Raw genomic sequence first — 18,568 nt, forward strand, 5'->3', positions numbered from 1 at the left:
CATGCCTAGCCAAACCAACGAACAAGCCTTAGAAGCAGCCATAGAAAAAATCCTAACAGGAACTTCTTTAGAAGACCTCAAACATGAAGGGAACCTTAACGAACGTAGAGAAGGCTACCGTTCGGGTAAAGGCTATTATATAGGTTATCCTTCCGATTTCAATGCAAAATACGCCTTGGATGAAGAACGTTTCTGGCATTTTCTACAAAGCACCCAAGCAGACGAGTTGGCTAAACTGCAAAAGCAATCGGATTGGAAATTAAAAATCCTGGAGCGTTTCGACCGCTTAATTAAAAAATATGGGGTACTGCGCTTACTTAAAAAAGGCTTGGAAGTAGACGATGCCCATTTTACCTTGTTCTATGTGGCACCTTTGGCAAGCAGCAGTCAGGCTATTAAAGACAATTTTGAGAAAAACGAGTTTTCGGTTACGCGTCAGCTGCGTTATTCCAATGCCAATCCGTTAGAGGAAATCGATATGGTGTTCTTCATCAACGGGATTCCTTTTGCAACCATGGAATTAAAAAACCATTGGACAGGCCAAAATGCCAAAGTCCACGGGATAAACCAATACAAATTCAAAAGAGATACCAATCAACCGTTATTGAATTTCGGGCGTTGTATTGTGCATTTCGCTGTGGATACCGACGAAGCCTATATGACGACCAAATTAGATGGTGGTTCAACTTTTTTCCTGCCATTTAATTTAGGGAACAACAACGGTAAAGGAAATCCACCCAATCCATTCGGACATAAAACGGCCTATCTATGGGATGAAGTCTTTACACGCGAAAGCATTGCCAACATCATCCAGCATTTTGTGCGTTTCGATGGTAAAGACAATGAACCTTTAAACAAAAAGACTTTATATTTCCCACGTTACCACCAAATGGATGTGGTGCGCAAATTAGTAAATCACGCCAGTACCAATGGAACAGGTCAAACCTATCTGATACAGCATTCTGCCGGTTCCGGAAAATCGAATTCGATTACCTGGTCGGCTTATCAGCTCATCGAAACCTATCCGGCAAACGATACCATTCCGGGCAATAAAGGCGTAGCCAATCCCTTATTCGATTCAGTCATTGTAGTAACCGACAGAAGGATATTAGACAAACAATTACGAGACAACATCAAAGACTTCTCCGAAGTTAAAAATATTGTGGCTCCGGCTTTCTCTTCCCGTGAATTGAAAGAAGCCTTAGAGAATGGTAAAAAGATTATCATTACCACCATTCAAAAATTCCCATTTATAATTGACGGGATTTCCGATTTAAGCGCCAAAAACTTTGCAGTGATCATCGATGAAGCCCACTCCAGTCAGGGAGGAGCCACAGCCGATAATATGAATCGCGCTATGGGGAATAACAATAACGAAGAAGAATTAGAGGATGCACAGGATAAAATTCTCGAAGCCATGCGTTCCCGTAAAATGCGTGGCAATGCTTCCTATTTTGCTTTTACCGCTACACCGAAGAATTTGACCCTTGAAAAATTTGGAATCAAACAAGAAGATGGGACCTATAAACCTTTCCACCTGTATTCGATGAAACAGGCTATTGAAGAAGGCTTTATCCTCGATGTATTGGCCAATTATACCACCTACAAGAGTTATTACGAAATAACCAAATCAATAGAAGACAATCCGCTATTTGATACGGCCAAAGCGCAAAAAAAGCTAAAAGCGTTCGTAGAGCGTGATCCGCGTACCATTGCCACCAAAGCCGAGATCATGTTGGATCATTTCATGACGCAGGTAGTCAATAAAAAACTACTGAAAGGAAAAGCCAAAGCAATGGTCATCACCCAAAGTATCGAATCAGCAATTAATTATTATCTGGCGATAAAAGAGAGTTTAAAAGCAAAAGGGAATCCATTCGATGTGGTCATTGCCTTTTCTGGTAAGAAAACAATAAACGGCATCGAATATTCCGAAGAAGGCCTAAATGGCTTTCCGGAAAAAGACACCAAAGACAAATTTGACGAAGACAACTACCGTTTACTGGTAGTAGCTAATAAATACCTAACAGGCTTTGATCAGCCCAAGTTATCAGCCATGTATGTCGATAAAAAATTACAAAGCGTATTGGCAGTTCAGGCATTATCAAGACTAAATCGTTCAGCCAATAAATACGGAAAAAAAACAGAAGATCTATTTGTATTGGATTTTTTCAATTCTACCGATGATATCAAACTAGCTTTTGATGATTTTTACACAGCTACTACACTAGGCAGAGCTACTGATGTCAATGTGCTGCACGAATTAAAGGCGACTTTAGACGATGTTGGTGTTTACGAATGGTACGAGGTGGAAGACTTTACCCAAAAGTACTTTGATAAAGTAGATGCCCAATTATTAAGCCCGATTATTGATGTAGCTGCAGAACGCTTTAACAACGAACTCAATTTAGAAGATACAGACAAAGCCGATTTTAAAATTAAAGCCAAACAATTCGTCAAGATATACAGTCAGATGGCTGCTATTTTACCGTTTGAAATGCTTACTTGGGAAAAGCTATATTGGTTCTTAAAGTTTCTAATCCCTAAATTGATTGTGGCGAACCCTATGGACCAAATTGACGGTTTATTAGATACGGTCGATTTATCAACCTACGGTTTAGAACGTGTAAAATTAAATACCAGTATCGGCCTAGACGATACCGAAACCATATTGGATCCACAAAATCCAAACCCAAGAGGTGTACATGGCAATGATGAAAATGAAGACGAGTTAGACTTAATCATTAAAAGTTTTAATGAACGTTGGTTCCAGGGTTGGGAAGTTACTCCAGAGGATCAACGCGTAAAATTTGTTACTTTGAGTAAAATGATGATGGCGCATCCCGATTTTAAAGCCAAAGTAGCCGATAATCGCGATGTTTCCAATAAAGAATTGGCATTCCTTAAAATATTCGATGACGTAATGGCTAAACAACGTAAAAATGAATTAGACCTGTATCGTATGCTTGCCAAAGACGAGTCTTTCAAACATGCTTTTATAAACACTATGAAACGCATGGTGAACCAACCGAATGCGAATATATAATTCAATTAACCAACCCAACCATGGAAGTCAAAGATTTTAGAAAGTTCGTTAATGATAGTCCAATCAAAGACAAGCTAAACAGCTTGCAAGTGGTTTTAAACTATACTCATTTAAATTCAAGATTTGAGCAGAAAGGTATTCAATCCATTTATAAATTTATTTATGACCAAGTTGTTGGTTGGAATCATCTTGAAAAAATCCCAGATTATCTGGTACATTCCAAAAGACATTTCGAAAAATTAAAATCGCAATTGATTGGGCTAACAGATTTTTTTAAAGAAAACACTCAAAATCAATTTGATAGCCAATGGCAACAATTATTGTATGAAATCACGGTTCAAAAATTTCAAAATCAATATTTTCTTTTTCTATTTGACTCCCCAGAAACTGATTTTCTGATTAGGATAAATAACAAAAATCCAAACCATGTTCAGGGAGCAATCGATTACTTAATAAAAGGTAATTTAAATTCCAATAGCAACAATGATTATTTAACGGGTGTTTTATTTGGATATGAATTCAGAAATCAAACAGAATCTGAAATCCTACACAGAAGGAATAATGAAAAGATTAGTCTAGGTCATATTAGGGAGAGATACAATAATTATATTATCGAAGCTGAACAACAGCTAAATGCCAATATTTCTGACGCTAAAGAAAATTTGACTTCTCATTTTGAAGGCATAGAATTATTAAGAGAAGAAAAAAATAAAACCTATGAAGAGTGGTTTAAAGGTGTTCAAAATGGTTTTGATACGTTTTTTAAAACTGCAAATGATTCCATAAAAACCAATGAAGAATTATATAGAGAAAAACTAAGATTAGAAGCACCCGCAAAATATTGGAAAGACAGAGCTATACTGCTCAAAACAGAAGGGAGATCATATCTTAATTGGTTAATTGGAGTTTCTGTTGTTGCATCAATTTTATTGTTTACTTTGTTAATGTCATTAGGTACGGATTTCTTCAAAACAGCATTCAGCGATCCGGTAAAAGGCATAAAATGGTCTATTATTCTTATTACAATTGTATCATTATTAGCGTTTTCAATTAAAATTTTGGCCAAATTAACTTTTAGTTCATTTCATTTGTCCAGAGATGCTGAAGAAAGAGAACAATTAACCCACTTTTACTTGGCTCTAAAAAAAGACACAACTATTCAAGCCGAAGAACGGCAATTAATTTTGCAATCGCTGTTTAGCAGAGCAGATACTGGTTTACTAAAAGAAGATTCATCTCCAACGATGCCTTCCAGTTTTCTTGAAAAGATTTCTAGTGTGAGGTAATTATTGAAGACGTTAATAAATGTAGATTATTTATAAAACTCAAAACAATAAATAGGATGAATATAGTTTTACCGTCTATCGAATCAATTCATTACTTAAAAACTGGAAATAAAAATACGGCAAGACAATTAATAGCTTCGGAGCAATTGATAAAGCTAAATGTGTTAAATGAAAACCGCTTTTATTTGATTGTGGTATACAACGGAAATAGAATCTGTTTCACCACAAAAAAAGAGTATATACCAGATGGAATTGAGTACGCTCTCATTACCAACATCTTACCAAAAAATAAAGGGTTTGAAGAAGGTAAAATAATAATAAAAGGTTGGGTAAAACATCCTCTTTTTAAAGAATATTCGCCTAATGAAGTTATTGAATCATGGAAAAATAATTTTATATATAAAGAAGAAGATGAAAGTCAACCTGGCTTAAGACAACCCCAAATTGCAGCATTACATATGATTATGGGGAATTTGAAACTTCCTATCGATGCAGCAACAGTTGTAATGCCTACAGGGACAGGTAAGACTGAGACAATGTTATCAACGCTCATAGCTAACAGATGTAAGAAACTTTTAGTAACAGTACCTTCGGATTCTTTACGCAACCAAATAGCTGAAAAATTTTTCAGTTTAGGTTTATTGAAACAATTTGGAATAGTTAGTGAAGCAACTTTATATCCAATTGTTGGTGTTATCAAGAATAAATTTGAGAATATTGAAGATATAAATGAATTTATAGGGAAATGCAATGTTGTAGTCACAACTATGAGTTGGATAACTAGCCAAAATTCAGGCATACAAGAGCTTTTTTCTAAATCTTTCAGCCATATTTTTATTGATGAAGCCCACCATGTGAAAGCATCGTCATGGAATGAGTTTCGGAATAAATTTGACAATGAAAAAATTATCCAATTCACAGCAACTCCATTTAGAAATGACGGAAAAAGGTTAGACGGAAAAATTATTTCTAATTTCCCTTTAAAAAAAGCTCAAGAGCAAGGATATTATAAAAAAATTGAGTTTATTTCTATTCGTGAATATGATAAAAGAAAAGCGGATTCAGAAATTGCCAAAGTAGCTATTGAACGATTACGCTCTGATTTAGGAAACTCTTTTAACCATATATTAATGGCTCGTTGTGCCACAAAAGAGCGAGCAAGGGAAATATATAAATTATATGAATCGCATAAGGATCTTAATCCCGTAGTTATTTATTCAGGTGCTCCAAACTTTAAAGAAACATATAATAAAATACTCCAGAAACAAACTAGAATAATAGTATGCGTTGATATGCTTGGAGAAGGGTTTGATTTACCGGAATTGAAAATTGCTGCATTTCACGATATTCGAAAAAGTCTTCCAATTACATTGCAATTAGCAGGTAGATTCACTAGAACTAAATATGATGAAGAACTTGGCAATGCATCATTCATTGCTAATATTGCCGATATAGAAGTAAAAGCAGAATTAGCAGATTTATATGCTACTGACTCTGATTGGAACGAAATCCTTTCTGATGCCAGTTCAGGACAAGTAAATGAGCAGGTTGAATTTAAAGATTTCATGAATGGTTTTAAGAAGTTGAATAATGCCAATATTCCTTTCCAAAACATCAAACCTAAATTAAGTACCGTAGTCTACAAAAATAAGACAGATTCTTGGTATCCTGCTAATTTTCAAAAAGGAATCCCTGGTTATGATAATCTTGAATTTAAATTTCATGATATTAACAGGGAGCAAAATATGCTCGTTATAGTCACTGGTAAAAGGTATGAAGTAGATTGGGTACACGACAAACGTGAAATTTATGATATTCAATGGGATATTTTTATTGTCTATTGGGAAATCAAAAACAATCTTTTATTCATAAATAGCTCTGACAACGGAAGTCTCTACTTAGAATTAGCTGAGGCAATCATTGGGGACAGTGCAGAACTTGTCAAAGGGATAAATGTTTTTAAATCATTTCATAATATAAAAAGAGTAAAGCTACAAAATGTTGGACTAAGGCAGTTTTTAGGGAAGAATATTCGCTTCAGAATGATGGTAGGCAGTGATGTTGGGGAAGCATTAACCCTTGCTGAAAAGCAAAGAGGTGAAAAAGCCTTTGTGATGGGAACTGGTTTTGAAACAGGGAAGCCGGTTAATATTGGAGCATCATACAAAGGCAGAATATGGACAAAGTTGCAAGGAGATTTAAAACAGTTTAAAAATTGGTGCATAACATTGGGAGAAAAATTAGTGGATGATAATATTGATCCCAATCAAATACTTAGAGAAACCCTAATTCCAACATTAAAAACTGAACTTCCGAATGTATTTCCAGTATGGATAGATTGGGATACAGATATTTATTTGGATGTTGAAACAAAATATAATTTCATTATAAATGGAATTAAATATGATTTATCTGAAATAGATTTGTGCTTGGTAAATCCTTCAATAGGTAGTGATTTGCTATTTTCTCTTAAATCAGAGACATGCGAAACTATTTTCAAGCTTGAACTGTTAGAAGAAAATTCTTTTGCTGATTTTAAAATAACCCAACAATCAGCAGAAACAGTAGAAGTTCAATTTGGTCGTAATAGAATTAGCGGTGTAAATTTCTTTGAAAAATTCATCCCTACTATTTGGTATGCTGATGGTTCAGCGCTTACAGGAAACGAATATTATGAACTCAAACAACAAATAGGGATTTATCCTAAAAGTGAACTTATATCATGGAATTGGGATGGTGTAAACTTACGTAACGAAGCACAAGGAGTACGCCCAAAAATAATTGATTCTATTCAATACAAGGTCATTGAGGAACTAAAACAAGAAGATTTTGACATTATATATGATGATGATTATTCAGGTGAAATAGCCGATATTGTGGCTATCAAATCACATCTTGATAAGATTGAAATTAAGCTTTATCATTTAAAGTTCGCCATAGACGGTGTTGTTAGTAATCAAATCAAAAATTTTTACGAGGTCTGTGGTCAGGCTCAAAAATCTGTGCATTGGAAACATAAATCAGGAAAAGATTTCATTAATCATTTGCTTAGAAGGGAAACAAAATCTAAAAATGGAGTAACTTGTTCCCGACTTGAAAAAGGCAACAGAAATGATTTGGTAAAATTATTAGGAATATTAAAAAATGAAATCCCTGTAGAATACGAAATTTTAATTGTCCAACCAGGTCTATCAAAAGCAAAAGCTTCTGATGACATTTTAACCCTTTTAGGGATAACTGCTACCTATATCAAAGAATTTGCAGATATTAATCTAAAAGTAATAACTAGTGTATAAAAATTAAAAAAATCATTTATTAAACAACATTTCCGTTTCAAACATCACGAGCAATCAAGCGGTCTCTCTCCGGTCGTTCGCTTTGTTCCGCTCGGCTGTTCCAGTCGGTCGTCGGCAGAAAAAGCCTCCTTCCTCCATTCCACAGTCCACTCGTCAGCAGTAGAAAAGGCAGCTTTGAAAAAAAGCAGCCTTTTCTACTGCTTCCTCGCCCTCGTCTTCACACGCTCTCTTCCTGCGTTCGGTCGGGCTACTATAACTGCAATACAGCTTCATTTCGTTTCGCTCCGCACGCTGCGCTCCACTACATTCAGCCGTATTCCAGTTAAAGCCCTCCAGTATTATGGCGGTTGCTCTTTCTCGCTCGGTTCGGGTTTGCTCCGTTATCACTTTGCACTTGAATAAGGAACGCCCCGCTGAAAAAGCGGGACTGATTTATATTTTTCCCTCTCTAGTTACTAGCCACTACTCTCATTACGCGAAAAGCTTCATTCGTTCCCGTGTCTAGTACCTCGCTCGATTTCCGCAACCCCGCCACTGCGCTCCTCGTCCGCAAAAAAGGCTTTTTTATATACTGAACCGCTTAGCGCCTTTTTTGCTCCCTGCGGTGCTTGGGGGTGTTTGATTGCCGATTTCACAAGAACTTTAGCCAACATTCTAAGGAGCATCCTGCTAAACAACCAAAAAATAAAAAAAGAAAGTAAAGGTAAGTTCCGGTTTCAAAAAGTAAAGTTCAAGCCCTCCGGGTTTTTGATAAAATCTCCACCCTCGTTCTGTCATTGCGAGGAACGAAGCAATCTCATCATGTTTTTCGTTACGTCTGTCTTCGAAACCCGGGTAGTATTTTATCAAAAAAAACTTGACTTCTTTTGAAACCTCCACCAGAGCGACTACTTTCTTTTTTTCTTTTTTTTCTTTTCAAATATATAAGCGAAGCTTGAAAAGCGAGCAAAAGCATAATTTTAAATCCATAATTATGACTTTTCACAACGTACTGACCCACCAGCCTCAGAGAGAAATTACCCAACCTCACTTTTTTATTTTAAGCAAAGGAAAAAACGCAGGCAAGCCCTTGAAAGCAAGCTGTCCGAATTGCTTTTTGGTAACTGTAAAAACCGAAGAAGAATCCGAAAACCTGTATTGGATTGCTTATATGCTTTGGAAAGCCAATTTTTGGCAACAATTTCAAATAGGTTCTGTAATCCCATTTATCCGGATAACCACTTTTAAAAGCTACTTTCGTGATGAGGTACTCAAAGCTTACAAACAACATCAAAAACACGCTGATTTTGTCAACCGCATCCAGCAACTGGAAGCTCTTCAAAATCACTATTCCAAAACAGTGGAACAGATTGAAAAACTCAAATGGGCATTGCTCCAAAATCAGTTGAGATAAATCGAAAAAAGCCAGGTTATTTTTTAGACTTGGCTTTCTTATTAATCCTGAAATGGTTGCAGGAATTTTAAATAAATTTTCGCATAATATGCCAAAATAAAATAAAACAGCATATATTTAAGCTCAAATAAACTAATAATAGGCAATTATATAAGAACAACAACGAATTAACAGTAATCTAACACAAAAATGACAGAAATAGACCTAATTGCTGATATCAAAAAAAAATATGATTTTTCGAACTTAAATGAAGCATCAACAAGATTTTATATAATAGATGAATTATTAGAAAAATTATTAAAATGGCCAAAATCAAGGATTTCTGTAGAACAACATGTTGATGGTAATTATACTGATTATATTCTTTTAAATCCACAAAATAAACCGTTATTAGTAATTGAAAGTAAAAAAACAGGGAAATATTTTGAACTCCCTGCGAATCTTAACGCTAATAAAAAGTATCAAAAAATATCTATTGATAAATTGCTATCTGATGAAAACATCAAATCAGCAATTTTACAGGTAAAAGAATATTGCGAAGATTTAGTTTGCAATTATGGAGCAATTACAAATGGAGATGTGTGGATTATTTTTAAAGTTACTCCCACAAATCAAAAACCATGGAAGAAGCTTCCCGCATTTGTAATTAAAAATCTTGATTTTTTTGTAAATGACTACACCACAGCAATTAATATTTTAGGATATACTAATGTAACAGAACAAAATTCCATACAAAACAATATAGGTGTCTCAAAAAAAAATTATTCAGAAGTTTTTTTTCCAAAACATAAAATAATTGCTTACGATACTTTAGTTACGACAAACTTTTATTCTGGTCCATTCAGTGCAATATCAAGAAAATTTTTAGGGCCAATTCCTATTCATGATGCAGAATTTATGGATAAATGTTATGTAACAAATAAAGGTCAATATGATAAATTACAAAAAAATGTTCATGGTTTTCTTCATGATTCATTAACCCCATATTTCTTAAATCAAGGATTTCGTGATTTTACTGTTGACAATAATGGTGGAGCTTTTGGGACTAATATCGTAAAAACAATAAAGCAGGAAAATCTAGATAATGTAATGATTCTTTTTGGAGGTCGAGGTTCAGGAAAATCAACATTTCTTAAAAGGTTTTTGTTTCATGTTAAACCTAAAGAAATCAATATCTATTCAGAAGTTTCTCTTGTAGATCTTATTGATGCATCTCAAACAACAGAACAATTGAGCAACGAAATTTGGGAAAAAGTAAGAAATACTATTGACACAACAAATATAAGAAATGGTAGTAGGGATGAAATAATTGATTTATTTAAAGAAGAATTTGCTATTTACAAAAAACAAATTTTATTAGGACTTGCAGAAGAAAGTGAGGAATATCAAAAACTTCTAAGAGATTTTTTATTAAAAAACTTAAATGACACAAAATTATTTTGTGAAAAAATAAGTACAAAACTTAAAAATAAAAATAAGGGGTTAATTATTTTCCTTGATAACATGGATCAATTAAATCCTGATCTACAAGAGCTTTGTTATTTAACTGCTATTGAAATTGCAAAGAAATTAAGTTGTTTAGTTATTATTTCTATGCGTGAAGAACGATATTATAATGCCAAAATTAAAGGAGCTTTAGACGCATATCACACTCCTGGTTTTCATTTAGCTGCACCAATAATTCCTGAAGTACTAATAAAAAGAATTATTTATATTCTGAGAAAATTAGATGCATGCAATGATATTGATTTAGAATATGGAATTAAGTCAAAAGAAGACTTAGAAACAATTAAAAGCTTTCTTAAGATTTGTATATTCCAATTAAAAAAGAATGACTCTCATATTTCACTTTTTTTAAGATATGCAACTCACGGGGATGTTAGACAAGCACTTGAATTTTTAAAAAGTTTCCTTTCATCGGGTTACACTAATGTTCTAGAAATTGCTCAATACCCATATTGGACTTTTAGCATTCATCAAGTTATTAAGCCAATGATGATTCCCGATAGGATATTTTATGACGAATCTCTTAGTAGAATTCCAAATATTTTTAGATTACGTAATGATGTTAATAGTTCTCATTTTACAGGAATGAGGATTTTAAATTTACTTTCTCAAAAAATGTCTGCAAATGCAAATGGTTTTGTTGATTCAAAAATTTTCTTGCAAGAGTTTGTCGAGAAATATCAACTTATAGAAGATTGCGAATTAAATTTGGATATCTTTATTAGAAATGGATTAGTGGAATGCAGCAATAGATTAGAAGAATTTTCCAAAGAAGTTGATAGTATTAAAATAACAGCTTTAGGACTTTATATTTTAGAAAGTTTATCATATAGTTTTGCATACATTGATTTAATTTCCATTGATAGCGGTGTGTTTATTGAAGAATTCAGCAATTATTTATCTGTTAGTGCAAACGATGAAATTAATTTAAAAAACCAAAATAAAATTCTTGATCGAATGCAACTGAGAATTGAAAGAGCAGAACAATTTATAAAATATTTGGAAGAACAAGAAAATGAAGAATTTGAGCATTTAAATTTGAATATTTCTGAAATTCATTTCACAGAAAAACTAAGGAAGTCATTTAGCGAAGAAAAGTCAAGAATATTGGAAAGTGCGAAAAAGAATCAGTAAAATAACTGCCTTTAACAGCTACATCGGATTTAGACAATAGGCTTAATGAAAAAAAATGGTTTTGTTTGGAATGATTTAGCAAATCCGAATAATGGGCTTAATTTAGTCCAAAACCCGCTGTTGTAGAGGGAGGTTAGGTTCAATTAAAACAAACCACAATGCCAAGACTATTAAAAAATGACACTGTAAGATTGATTGAGGCTAGTATAGAAACCCTAGGTCTAGCACAATTTGGCATATGTACATTTAGAAGAGATCAGTTAAAAATTGAACAAGTTCGTTATTCAGCTGAAGTTGGACTTATCGGTTGTGCAATTGAGTTAATGATGAGTTCTGTAATTATTCAAGCTTTAGGTAAAAAAAGTATTTACAGAGATTATGAAAGTGGAAAATATAAAACGGCATCTGAAATTTTAGCTGATTTCAGGACTCTACTTCGTCAATCATCATCAAACACCTTATTCTTAATTAATGGAGTAACTAATCCTCAAGAACATATCAATAAGCTACTGGATTTAACCAATAGATTTCAGTTAATTATTACAAGTCGAGCAAATGGGTTACATAATGGTTACGGCTTAAAATATGAACTTGTTGCATCTCTATTTCAAAGCGTTTCAGAGTTTTTCCAATTAGTTTCTCAATCAAATAATATAAAGCCATATTTAACTAGAATTCCAGAATTGGTAGGTATTAAAATAGACAGAAATATACTAATAGATGACCTATATAATCAGCTTAAAGATACCAAAAACGCACAAGACCAAAAAAGCCTAATATCTTCCTTATTTCTAATCTTGCCAGAAATTCCTAAAAATATGCCAGAATGGATAGAGAAATTTGAAAGTATAAATGTTGCACCTAAAAAAAATGATATTGTATATTTAATAGATGCTTTAGAAAAAGCTAACCCTGTTGCTTTAAATAAGGTTACTGATACGAGCAGTCAACTTAATGTTAGAATTGTTGGACGTGATATAGAAGGCGCTATTCCTATTACCGCACATTTTTTAAAATCAGAATTCACTCAAATTCGTGATCAATTTTACGCTGATATTGCTACTGCAAATGGTAGATTAAATAATAAACAACTTGATTTACCACCAAAATCATCAATATACAATGCCTTTTCATTTAGTGTTGTGGAATTGCAAATTCTTGAAAGTAATAAGAAATTTACAGCTCATCAATCTTGGCCCTTCATTGTCGCGGCAATTGACGTCCCTAAGAACAATACACCAGCGCCATATTGGTTTCTTATTCGTCTTACTGAGGATTTAGGACAACTAAAATCTTGTTTAAAAAAAGCAGCAAAATTTGGCAACAGTTCTTTGAAAAAAACATAATAATTGTACTTGGAGGCATAGAGGCTATAGAACAAGACCAATACATTGATGCACAGTCTGTTTTTATTCAACAAATAATTTCAGATACCAACACTTTTAATGAAAACCTTGAAAGACTTGAAAATCTATATAGAAAAAATGGTCTAAATGGTCTAAACCAAGACTATGAAAATGACCTCAATGACTTTTTTAGGGAAGAAATATCTATCATCGAATTACTTACAAAAATCAAACAAGATGAAAGTTTAGACAACACTTGTAAAAAATATTGGGTTGCAAAGTTAACATCACTTCTTCCGGAAAAGGATGATTTCCCAATTCTAGCAAACATATTGGATAATTCTGAATTTCAAAACGCGCATACAAATATTCGAAAAGTCTTTAGAGCAAAAGATTTTGCCGACTATGGACCTAAAGTAAAAAGCACTTAACACTTTTTTTGCGTCAGGCGAGCTGAAGTACTAACTTGGATCTTTGTACTTCTATAAAATTTCAGTAATTAAATGTATCTTTATACTTCGAAACCCACCCGAACACAAAGCTTGAAAACGTTATTACATAAAAAAGCCTGATCTCACGACCAGGCTTTCCCATATAATCCAAAAAAGGTTACCAATCAAAATCAGATTATTTATTTTTTAAATTTTGATATTCGTTTCAAAAGGAGTGAAACCGTAAAACTTACTGTTGCTCCCACAACCGCTAAGATAATCGTTTTTATAATATCTTCGGAAAGGATATTGGGTACAATACTCAACAAAGTTCCCGTTGCGGTTCCTATCGGAAGATTATTATTCGATTCCATCACGTGCTTTGTTAAGGTTATTTTCTTGATTATCATCCGTTACCCCGAGAGCAGTCGAGGAACTATCTGCTGAGGTGTCAACCGTTACTTGGCTAACCGCCGATATAACCCCACCCGCAACAGCTACATATCCTGCAACAGTTACAACTCCCACAGGCAAAGCCACTGGCGCAGCAAGAATACTTCCGCTAATAGCAAGTAAAGCCAATCCAATACTTCTCAAGACCTTAAAAAACTTCGGGGTCGGCGCTTTTACTCTTTCAATTAATTTCATAATTTATCTATTGTTTTTTCCTTTTCATCTTGCAAAGAATCAAAGGATTTAGATTGAATAATTATTTTAACTACTTCGTTGCGTTCCAAAACTGGGTAAACCAAAGCTTTCAGTTTTTTCAACGCTTTTCGGGAAGAACTTCCTTTCCCAATTCCGATTAGGTTTGTCACGGGAGCAATACAGCCCAATAATTCTGTTTTGGCATCATTGGCGGGATGAATTAAAATCAAATCTCTACCCGGAACATTTATCAAATGCAAGTGCCATTGAAACTTTGGGCTGAACCGCTTCTGCAAAACATATTCCCCTTCAGGAACACAGGAAATTCGCTTTTGGTTTTCCAACCAAGGGAGCTCGATGGTATAACAAACTAATGTGCCGTTCCGTTCTAATGTTCCTTGTGTTCCCTCGGGAAAATAAGTTCGGTTTAAAACCAAAACCATACTACTGACCGCTTACCTGAACCAGAGACAATGGGTTGTAAGCTCCGTTTTTCAACGAATACATCTTGCCATTTACCTCTTGGTAAAACTCCACTCCCAGAGCCAAAAACAACGGTTTTGTGCTGTTTGCCGTTACTGCATTCACTTGGCTAATAGCCACCGTTGGAGTAGCATCCCAGGGAAGAATAGCCGTTTCTGAATTGGAAACCACAAACGTTTCTGCCTCAAAATCAATTTCAGCACCAGCGGAAATAATTTTGAAATGCGTGGTTCCTCCCGGAGCAGCAATCATATTCAATGGAACAAATGGCGCAATGTCTACCGAGATATCCCCGGAAACACGATCAATAGAGCCAACATAGGGAGCAAACAAAGTGGTCCTTAATTTCCCTCCAATATTGAAATCAAAACCGGCAAGTAATTCCGCTTCTCCGTCAATCACGTTTCTGAGTCCCCTGTCGTTGGTTGCATCCGCTTGGATTACCTTAACCATAGCCTGAGTCAATCTGCTTACCATTCTGCCATCCGCAGAATTGATAAGCAAGGTTCTTAAAGCGGTGCGCAATGTTTTTCCGGCTTTACCCGCCCTCCCGAATTCGGAACCGTTTTCTCGGGTTCTTTGGAACGCGGGATCGTTCGCAATTCGGCTCGCCTCAATTCCTCCTTTTTCTCTGGCCAAATGGCCATCTTTAGTTTTGTAAAAAGTAATATCCCCGATAGTACCTTTCAATTTAATTATGCCTTTCTGTCTTGCCATAACTTTAAATAATTTAGATTAATAATTGCTCAAATCATCATTCTGCTGCAACATTCCCGATTGATTAGGAAGCAAATTTTAGCCAATTAAACCACTTAAAAAAGGAAGGGCGTTCATGATGTCATGCAGTGGTAAAAATGGCGGATACTGCCTTATTTGTCATGTTTATAAATGATAAATTGATACAAATTGAAATTCAAAACAATAAGAATATTCATTAATTTTATTTTCCAAAATAAGAAGCAATCAATAGTTACTCAAAGCCTAATCAAAAGTATAGATAGTGTATGAAAATCGAACCGAAGAGAGTGTGTATCTACCCAAAAGACATACAACGCATAACAGGTAAAAGTTATCGTCAAAGTATAAGATTGATGCAGAACATTAGAAAGGACCTTAATAAGCTCGAAAAAGAGTTTGTGAGTATTGAGGAATTTTGCCAATATACCAGTTTAAAAATAGAACTGGTTCAGCCATTAATTATTGGGTAAAAAGTTAAAAACCTATTCAATTTTTGAACTACTTAATCAATAAAAATTCTTATATTTGTGTATTAAGATTTGTCAAAAAAAGAATGCTTTTTTTGAGGTTCAAAATCGAGACCCTAGTATATTATTTTGCTAAACCCCTATAAAATATAGGCTGAATAAGGATTTTCGAATCCCTCTTTCTCCGCGAGCTGAAAAGCAAATGATTACAAAACCCACTAAATTCAAGGATTTAGTGGGTTTTTTCTTTTGCAGGATATTCAAATTATTCATTTAATCTCAAAGTTTTGGTGTCTTTCGAGGTGTCACTTAATTATAAAAAAATCTAGTGACACCTATCTCGGAAACCACCAGTACAACAAGATGTTCAATACATATTCAAAATATGTACATCTTGTTTGTAATTATTAGAAAATTTAAATTTAATAATAACTAAAAGGTTACCACTTATGAACACTACTGTATCCGTTCTCTTTTACATAAAGAGATCAAAAACCAACAATGAGGGCATCTGCCCTATTTACACTAGAGTAACAATCCAAAGCAAACGATTTGAATTTAGTACCAACAAATATGTGAATCCTGAAAGATGGTCAGGAGAATGCACTAAAGTTAAGGGTACTAATGAAGAAGCAAGAACAATAAATAGCCATCTGGATTATTTAAAAAATCAAGTTTTGGAAGCCGAAAAAAGATTATTCAAAAAAGACATTCAAATTACTTCTGAAAATTTGAAGAATGAATTATTCAGTTTGAATGAAACAAAACGGATGTTAGTGCCAATCTTTCAGGACCATAACAACAAAATCAAAGAACTGGTTGGCAAAGAATATGCACCAGGGACATTAGAACGGTATAAGACATCTTTGAGTCATACTATTGAGTTTTTGCAATGGAAATACAAAGTTTCCGATATCGAGATTACCAAAATAGATCATGCCTTTGTAACCGATTACGAATTTTGGTTAAGAAGCGTTCGAAACTGCGCCAATAACACAGCCGTAAAATACATTAAGAACTTCAACAAAATAATCAAGATTTGTCTGGCCAATGACTGGCTCGACAAAAATCCATTTGCAAACTATAAATCAAAAGTTAAGGAAGTCGAGAGGGTTTACTTATCTGAAAACGAAATTCAAAACATCATAGACAAAGATTTAGAAAACGAAAGATTATCCCTGGTACGCGATATCTTCCTTTTTAGCTGTTTTACGGGTCTGGCATACATTGATGTCAAAAACTTAACAAAGTCGCATATAAGCATTGGTATCGATGGTGAGAAATGGATATTCACCCACAGGCAAAAAACAGAATCCGCTTCCAAAATTCCAATCCTCCCAGTAACACAAATCATTATTGATAAATACGAAGATCATCCACAAAGTGTAAATCAGGATAAACTATTGCCTATATTGAGTAACCAAAAGATGAATGCTTATCTAAAAGAAATTGCAGGCATTTGCAAGATCGAAAAAGAATTAACCTTCCACATTGCCCGACACACTTTTGCAACCACTGTAACGCTTACAAATGGCGTTCCTATTGAAAGTGTGAGTAAAATGCTGGGACATAAAAATTTACGCACGACACAGCACTACGCAAAAGTCTTAGATAAAAAAGTAAGTGAAGACATGATGATCCTTAGAAACAAATTCAATCAAACCGATCTAAAAAACAGTAAAAAAATAAGCTAAATATATAAAATAAGCTTTTTTATTACAAAACAAATAAGTTTTGTTTGGTTTTTATCTTAAAAATCTGATAATATGTATTGTTTTTTTAATTTATTTGTAGAAGATTATAAACCTACAGATAAATTTTAAAGGAATGAATGAATTTCAAAACCTTTTATTAGAGGAATTTACAACAAAAGTAAATAATCTCGATAATGCTCAAAATGACCAAATCAACCAAACTGTAGACTTCATCATTTGGGCTGAAAGCAAAGTAGAAGAATTACACAAATGGCTAAAACATTTCACTTTTGAAAATGAAGAGGATGAAATTTATTTTTTTAAGGAGACAAAACCCCGGATAATTTCAAAATTAATTTTTCAAAAAGAGGTTCTCAGAATTGAAACAAATGCTCCATTGGGAAAAGTCCAAAAAAAGATTTTCTTCGAAAAGGCAATTAAAAAACTATCGAGTATTTCTTCAACAGAAATTAAATTTTATCAATATTATAGATCGGCAACCAGAGAATTAGATAATGTATATTTTACTCGAAAAACTAAAAAGAACATTTTAGAAACAGAATGTTTTCTGATAAATACCGATTTAAGACTCACAACTTGTTATGATTATAAAGTTGCAAAAATAATAGCGAATGACGATTTAGTAAAATACCTGGAAAAAGAGTTGCAAAATTTAGAGGACAATTATAAAGTACATAAACACAATTCAAAATTACACTGGTCCGGTACAAAAACAGATCTAGTAGAATTAATCTATGCTTTGCATTCTCAAAAAATAATTAATAACGGAAAAACAGACATCAAAGAAATTGCAACAGAATTAGGAAAAGCATTTAATATTGAACTCAATGATAGTATTTATAGAAGCTTCATTGACATCAAAGGTCGAAAAAATTCCAAAACTAAATTCATTGACAGCTTGTCTAAAAATTTCAACAAACAAATTTTAGATGAAGATTTTTAAGGCAATGGATTTCAGCCCCAATAATACAAGGCTTTTCATTATTTAATGCAACAAAACTACCAACCTTCGGACTCATTGGTAATAACCTCAAAAACATTCTTTTTACCTCAACAAAAATGCTGAAATTCAAAATCAA

General features: G+C 33.8%; 14 protein-coding genes. 10 read left to right on the top strand and 4 right to left on the bottom strand.

What is annotated here, in order from left to right:
• The first annotated feature begins 1 nt into the window (after nucleotide 1).
• The 7 genes from ABEB18_RS16360 to ABEB18_RS16390 all read left to right on the top strand — a co-directional run bounded on the left by ABEB18_RS16360 (nucleotide 2) and on the right by ABEB18_RS16390 (nucleotide 13,438).
• Nucleotides 2-3,046: a type I restriction endonuclease subunit R gene (locus ABEB18_RS16360; protein ID WP_348800411.1), complete on the top strand. Its 3,045-nt coding sequence runs from the start codon at nucleotides 2-4 to the stop codon at nucleotides 3,044-3,046.
• A 20-nt stretch (nucleotides 3,047-3,066) separates the two neighbouring features.
• Nucleotides 3,067-4,332 (top strand): DUF6161 domain-containing protein, encoded by a 1,266-nt coding sequence (locus ABEB18_RS16365; protein WP_348800412.1) that lies wholly within the window; start codon nucleotides 3,067-3,069, stop codon nucleotides 4,330-4,332.
• Nucleotides 4,333-4,388: 56 nt separating this feature from the next.
• Entirely contained in the window at nucleotides 4,389-7,628 is a 3,240-nt protein-coding gene (locus ABEB18_RS16370) for a DEAD/DEAH box helicase (RefSeq protein WP_348800413.1), read from the top strand.
• A 973-nt stretch (nucleotides 7,629-8,601) separates the two neighbouring features.
• Nucleotides 8,602-9,021: a DUF6943 family protein gene (locus ABEB18_RS16375; RefSeq protein ID WP_348800414.1), complete on the top strand. Its 420-nt coding sequence runs from the start codon at nucleotides 8,602-8,604 to the stop codon at nucleotides 9,019-9,021.
• Nucleotides 9,022-9,210: 189 nt separating this feature from the next.
• A complete protein-coding gene (locus tag ABEB18_RS16380; protein WP_348800415.1) occupies nucleotides 9,211-11,661 on the top strand; it encodes a P-loop NTPase fold protein in 2,451 nt (816 codons plus the stop codon).
• Between the two features lie 158 nt (nucleotides 11,662-11,819).
• The gene (locus ABEB18_RS16385; protein WP_348800416.1) at nucleotides 11,820-13,007 is read left to right on the top strand and encodes a hypothetical protein; all 1,188 of its coding nucleotides are present in this window, start codon (nucleotides 11,820-11,822) and stop codon (nucleotides 13,005-13,007) included.
• Nucleotides 12,956-13,438 (top strand): hypothetical protein, encoded by a 483-nt coding sequence (locus ABEB18_RS16390; protein WP_348800417.1) that lies wholly within the window; start codon nucleotides 12,956-12,958, stop codon nucleotides 13,436-13,438. The genes ABEB18_RS16385 and ABEB18_RS16390 overlap by 52 nt, the downstream gene beginning before the upstream one ends.
• Nucleotides 13,439-13,638: 200 nt before the next feature.
• Here ABEB18_RS16390 and ABEB18_RS16395 read toward each other — a convergent pair whose 3' ends face one another.
• From ABEB18_RS16395 to ABEB18_RS16410, 4 genes are read right to left on the bottom strand one after another with little or no spacing between them, the layout of a single operon-like run.
• Nucleotides 13,639-13,812, bottom strand: a complete 174-nt coding sequence (locus ABEB18_RS16395) for a hypothetical protein (protein ID WP_348800419.1) — start codon at nucleotides 13,810-13,812, stop codon at nucleotides 13,639-13,641.
• Nucleotides 13,799-14,035, bottom strand: coding sequence for a hypothetical protein (locus tag ABEB18_RS16400; RefSeq protein WP_348800420.1), 237 nt, complete (start codon nucleotides 14,033-14,035; stop codon nucleotides 13,799-13,801). Before ABEB18_RS16400 ends, ABEB18_RS16395 begins: the two co-directional genes overlap by 14 nt.
• Before the next feature lie 47 nt (nucleotides 14,036-14,082).
• The gene (locus ABEB18_RS16405; RefSeq protein ID WP_348800421.1) at nucleotides 14,083-14,529 is read right to left on the bottom strand and encodes a DUF5675 family protein; all 447 of its coding nucleotides are present in this window, start codon (nucleotides 14,527-14,529) and stop codon (nucleotides 14,083-14,085) included.
• A 1-nt stretch (nucleotide 14,530) separates the two neighbouring features.
• Nucleotides 14,531-15,286, bottom strand: a complete 756-nt coding sequence (locus tag ABEB18_RS16410; RefSeq protein WP_348800422.1) for a hypothetical protein — start codon at nucleotides 15,284-15,286, stop codon at nucleotides 14,531-14,533.
• A gap of 287 nt (nucleotides 15,287-15,573) precedes the next feature.
• On the opposite strand from ABEB18_RS16410, the gene ABEB18_RS16415 reads away from it, so the two are divergent.
• The 3 genes from ABEB18_RS16415 (at nucleotide 15,574) to ABEB18_RS16425 (ending at nucleotide 18,432) form a co-directional block, all read left to right on the top strand.
• Nucleotides 15,574-15,777, top strand: coding sequence for a hypothetical protein (locus ABEB18_RS16415; protein WP_348800423.1), 204 nt, complete (start codon nucleotides 15,574-15,576; stop codon nucleotides 15,775-15,777).
• Nucleotides 15,778-16,223: 446 nt separating this feature from the next.
• Nucleotides 16,224-17,468 carry a site-specific integrase gene (locus ABEB18_RS16420; RefSeq protein ID WP_348800424.1) on the top strand — a complete coding sequence of 415 codons (1,245 nt, stop codon included), beginning with the start codon at nucleotides 16,224-16,226 and terminating at the stop codon, nucleotides 17,466-17,468.
• A 133-nt stretch (nucleotides 17,469-17,601) separates the two neighbouring features.
• Nucleotides 17,602-18,432, top strand: a complete 831-nt coding sequence (locus ABEB18_RS16425) for an RteC domain-containing protein (protein ID WP_348800425.1) — start codon at nucleotides 17,602-17,604, stop codon at nucleotides 18,430-18,432.
• The last annotated feature ends 136 nt before the right edge of the window (nucleotides 18,433-18,568 follow it).

Origin of the sequence: Flavobacterium adhaerens (assembly GCF_040045115.1) — a bacterium.
Taxonomy (GTDB): domain Bacteria; phylum Bacteroidota; class Bacteroidia; order Flavobacteriales; family Flavobacteriaceae; genus Flavobacterium; species Flavobacterium adhaerens.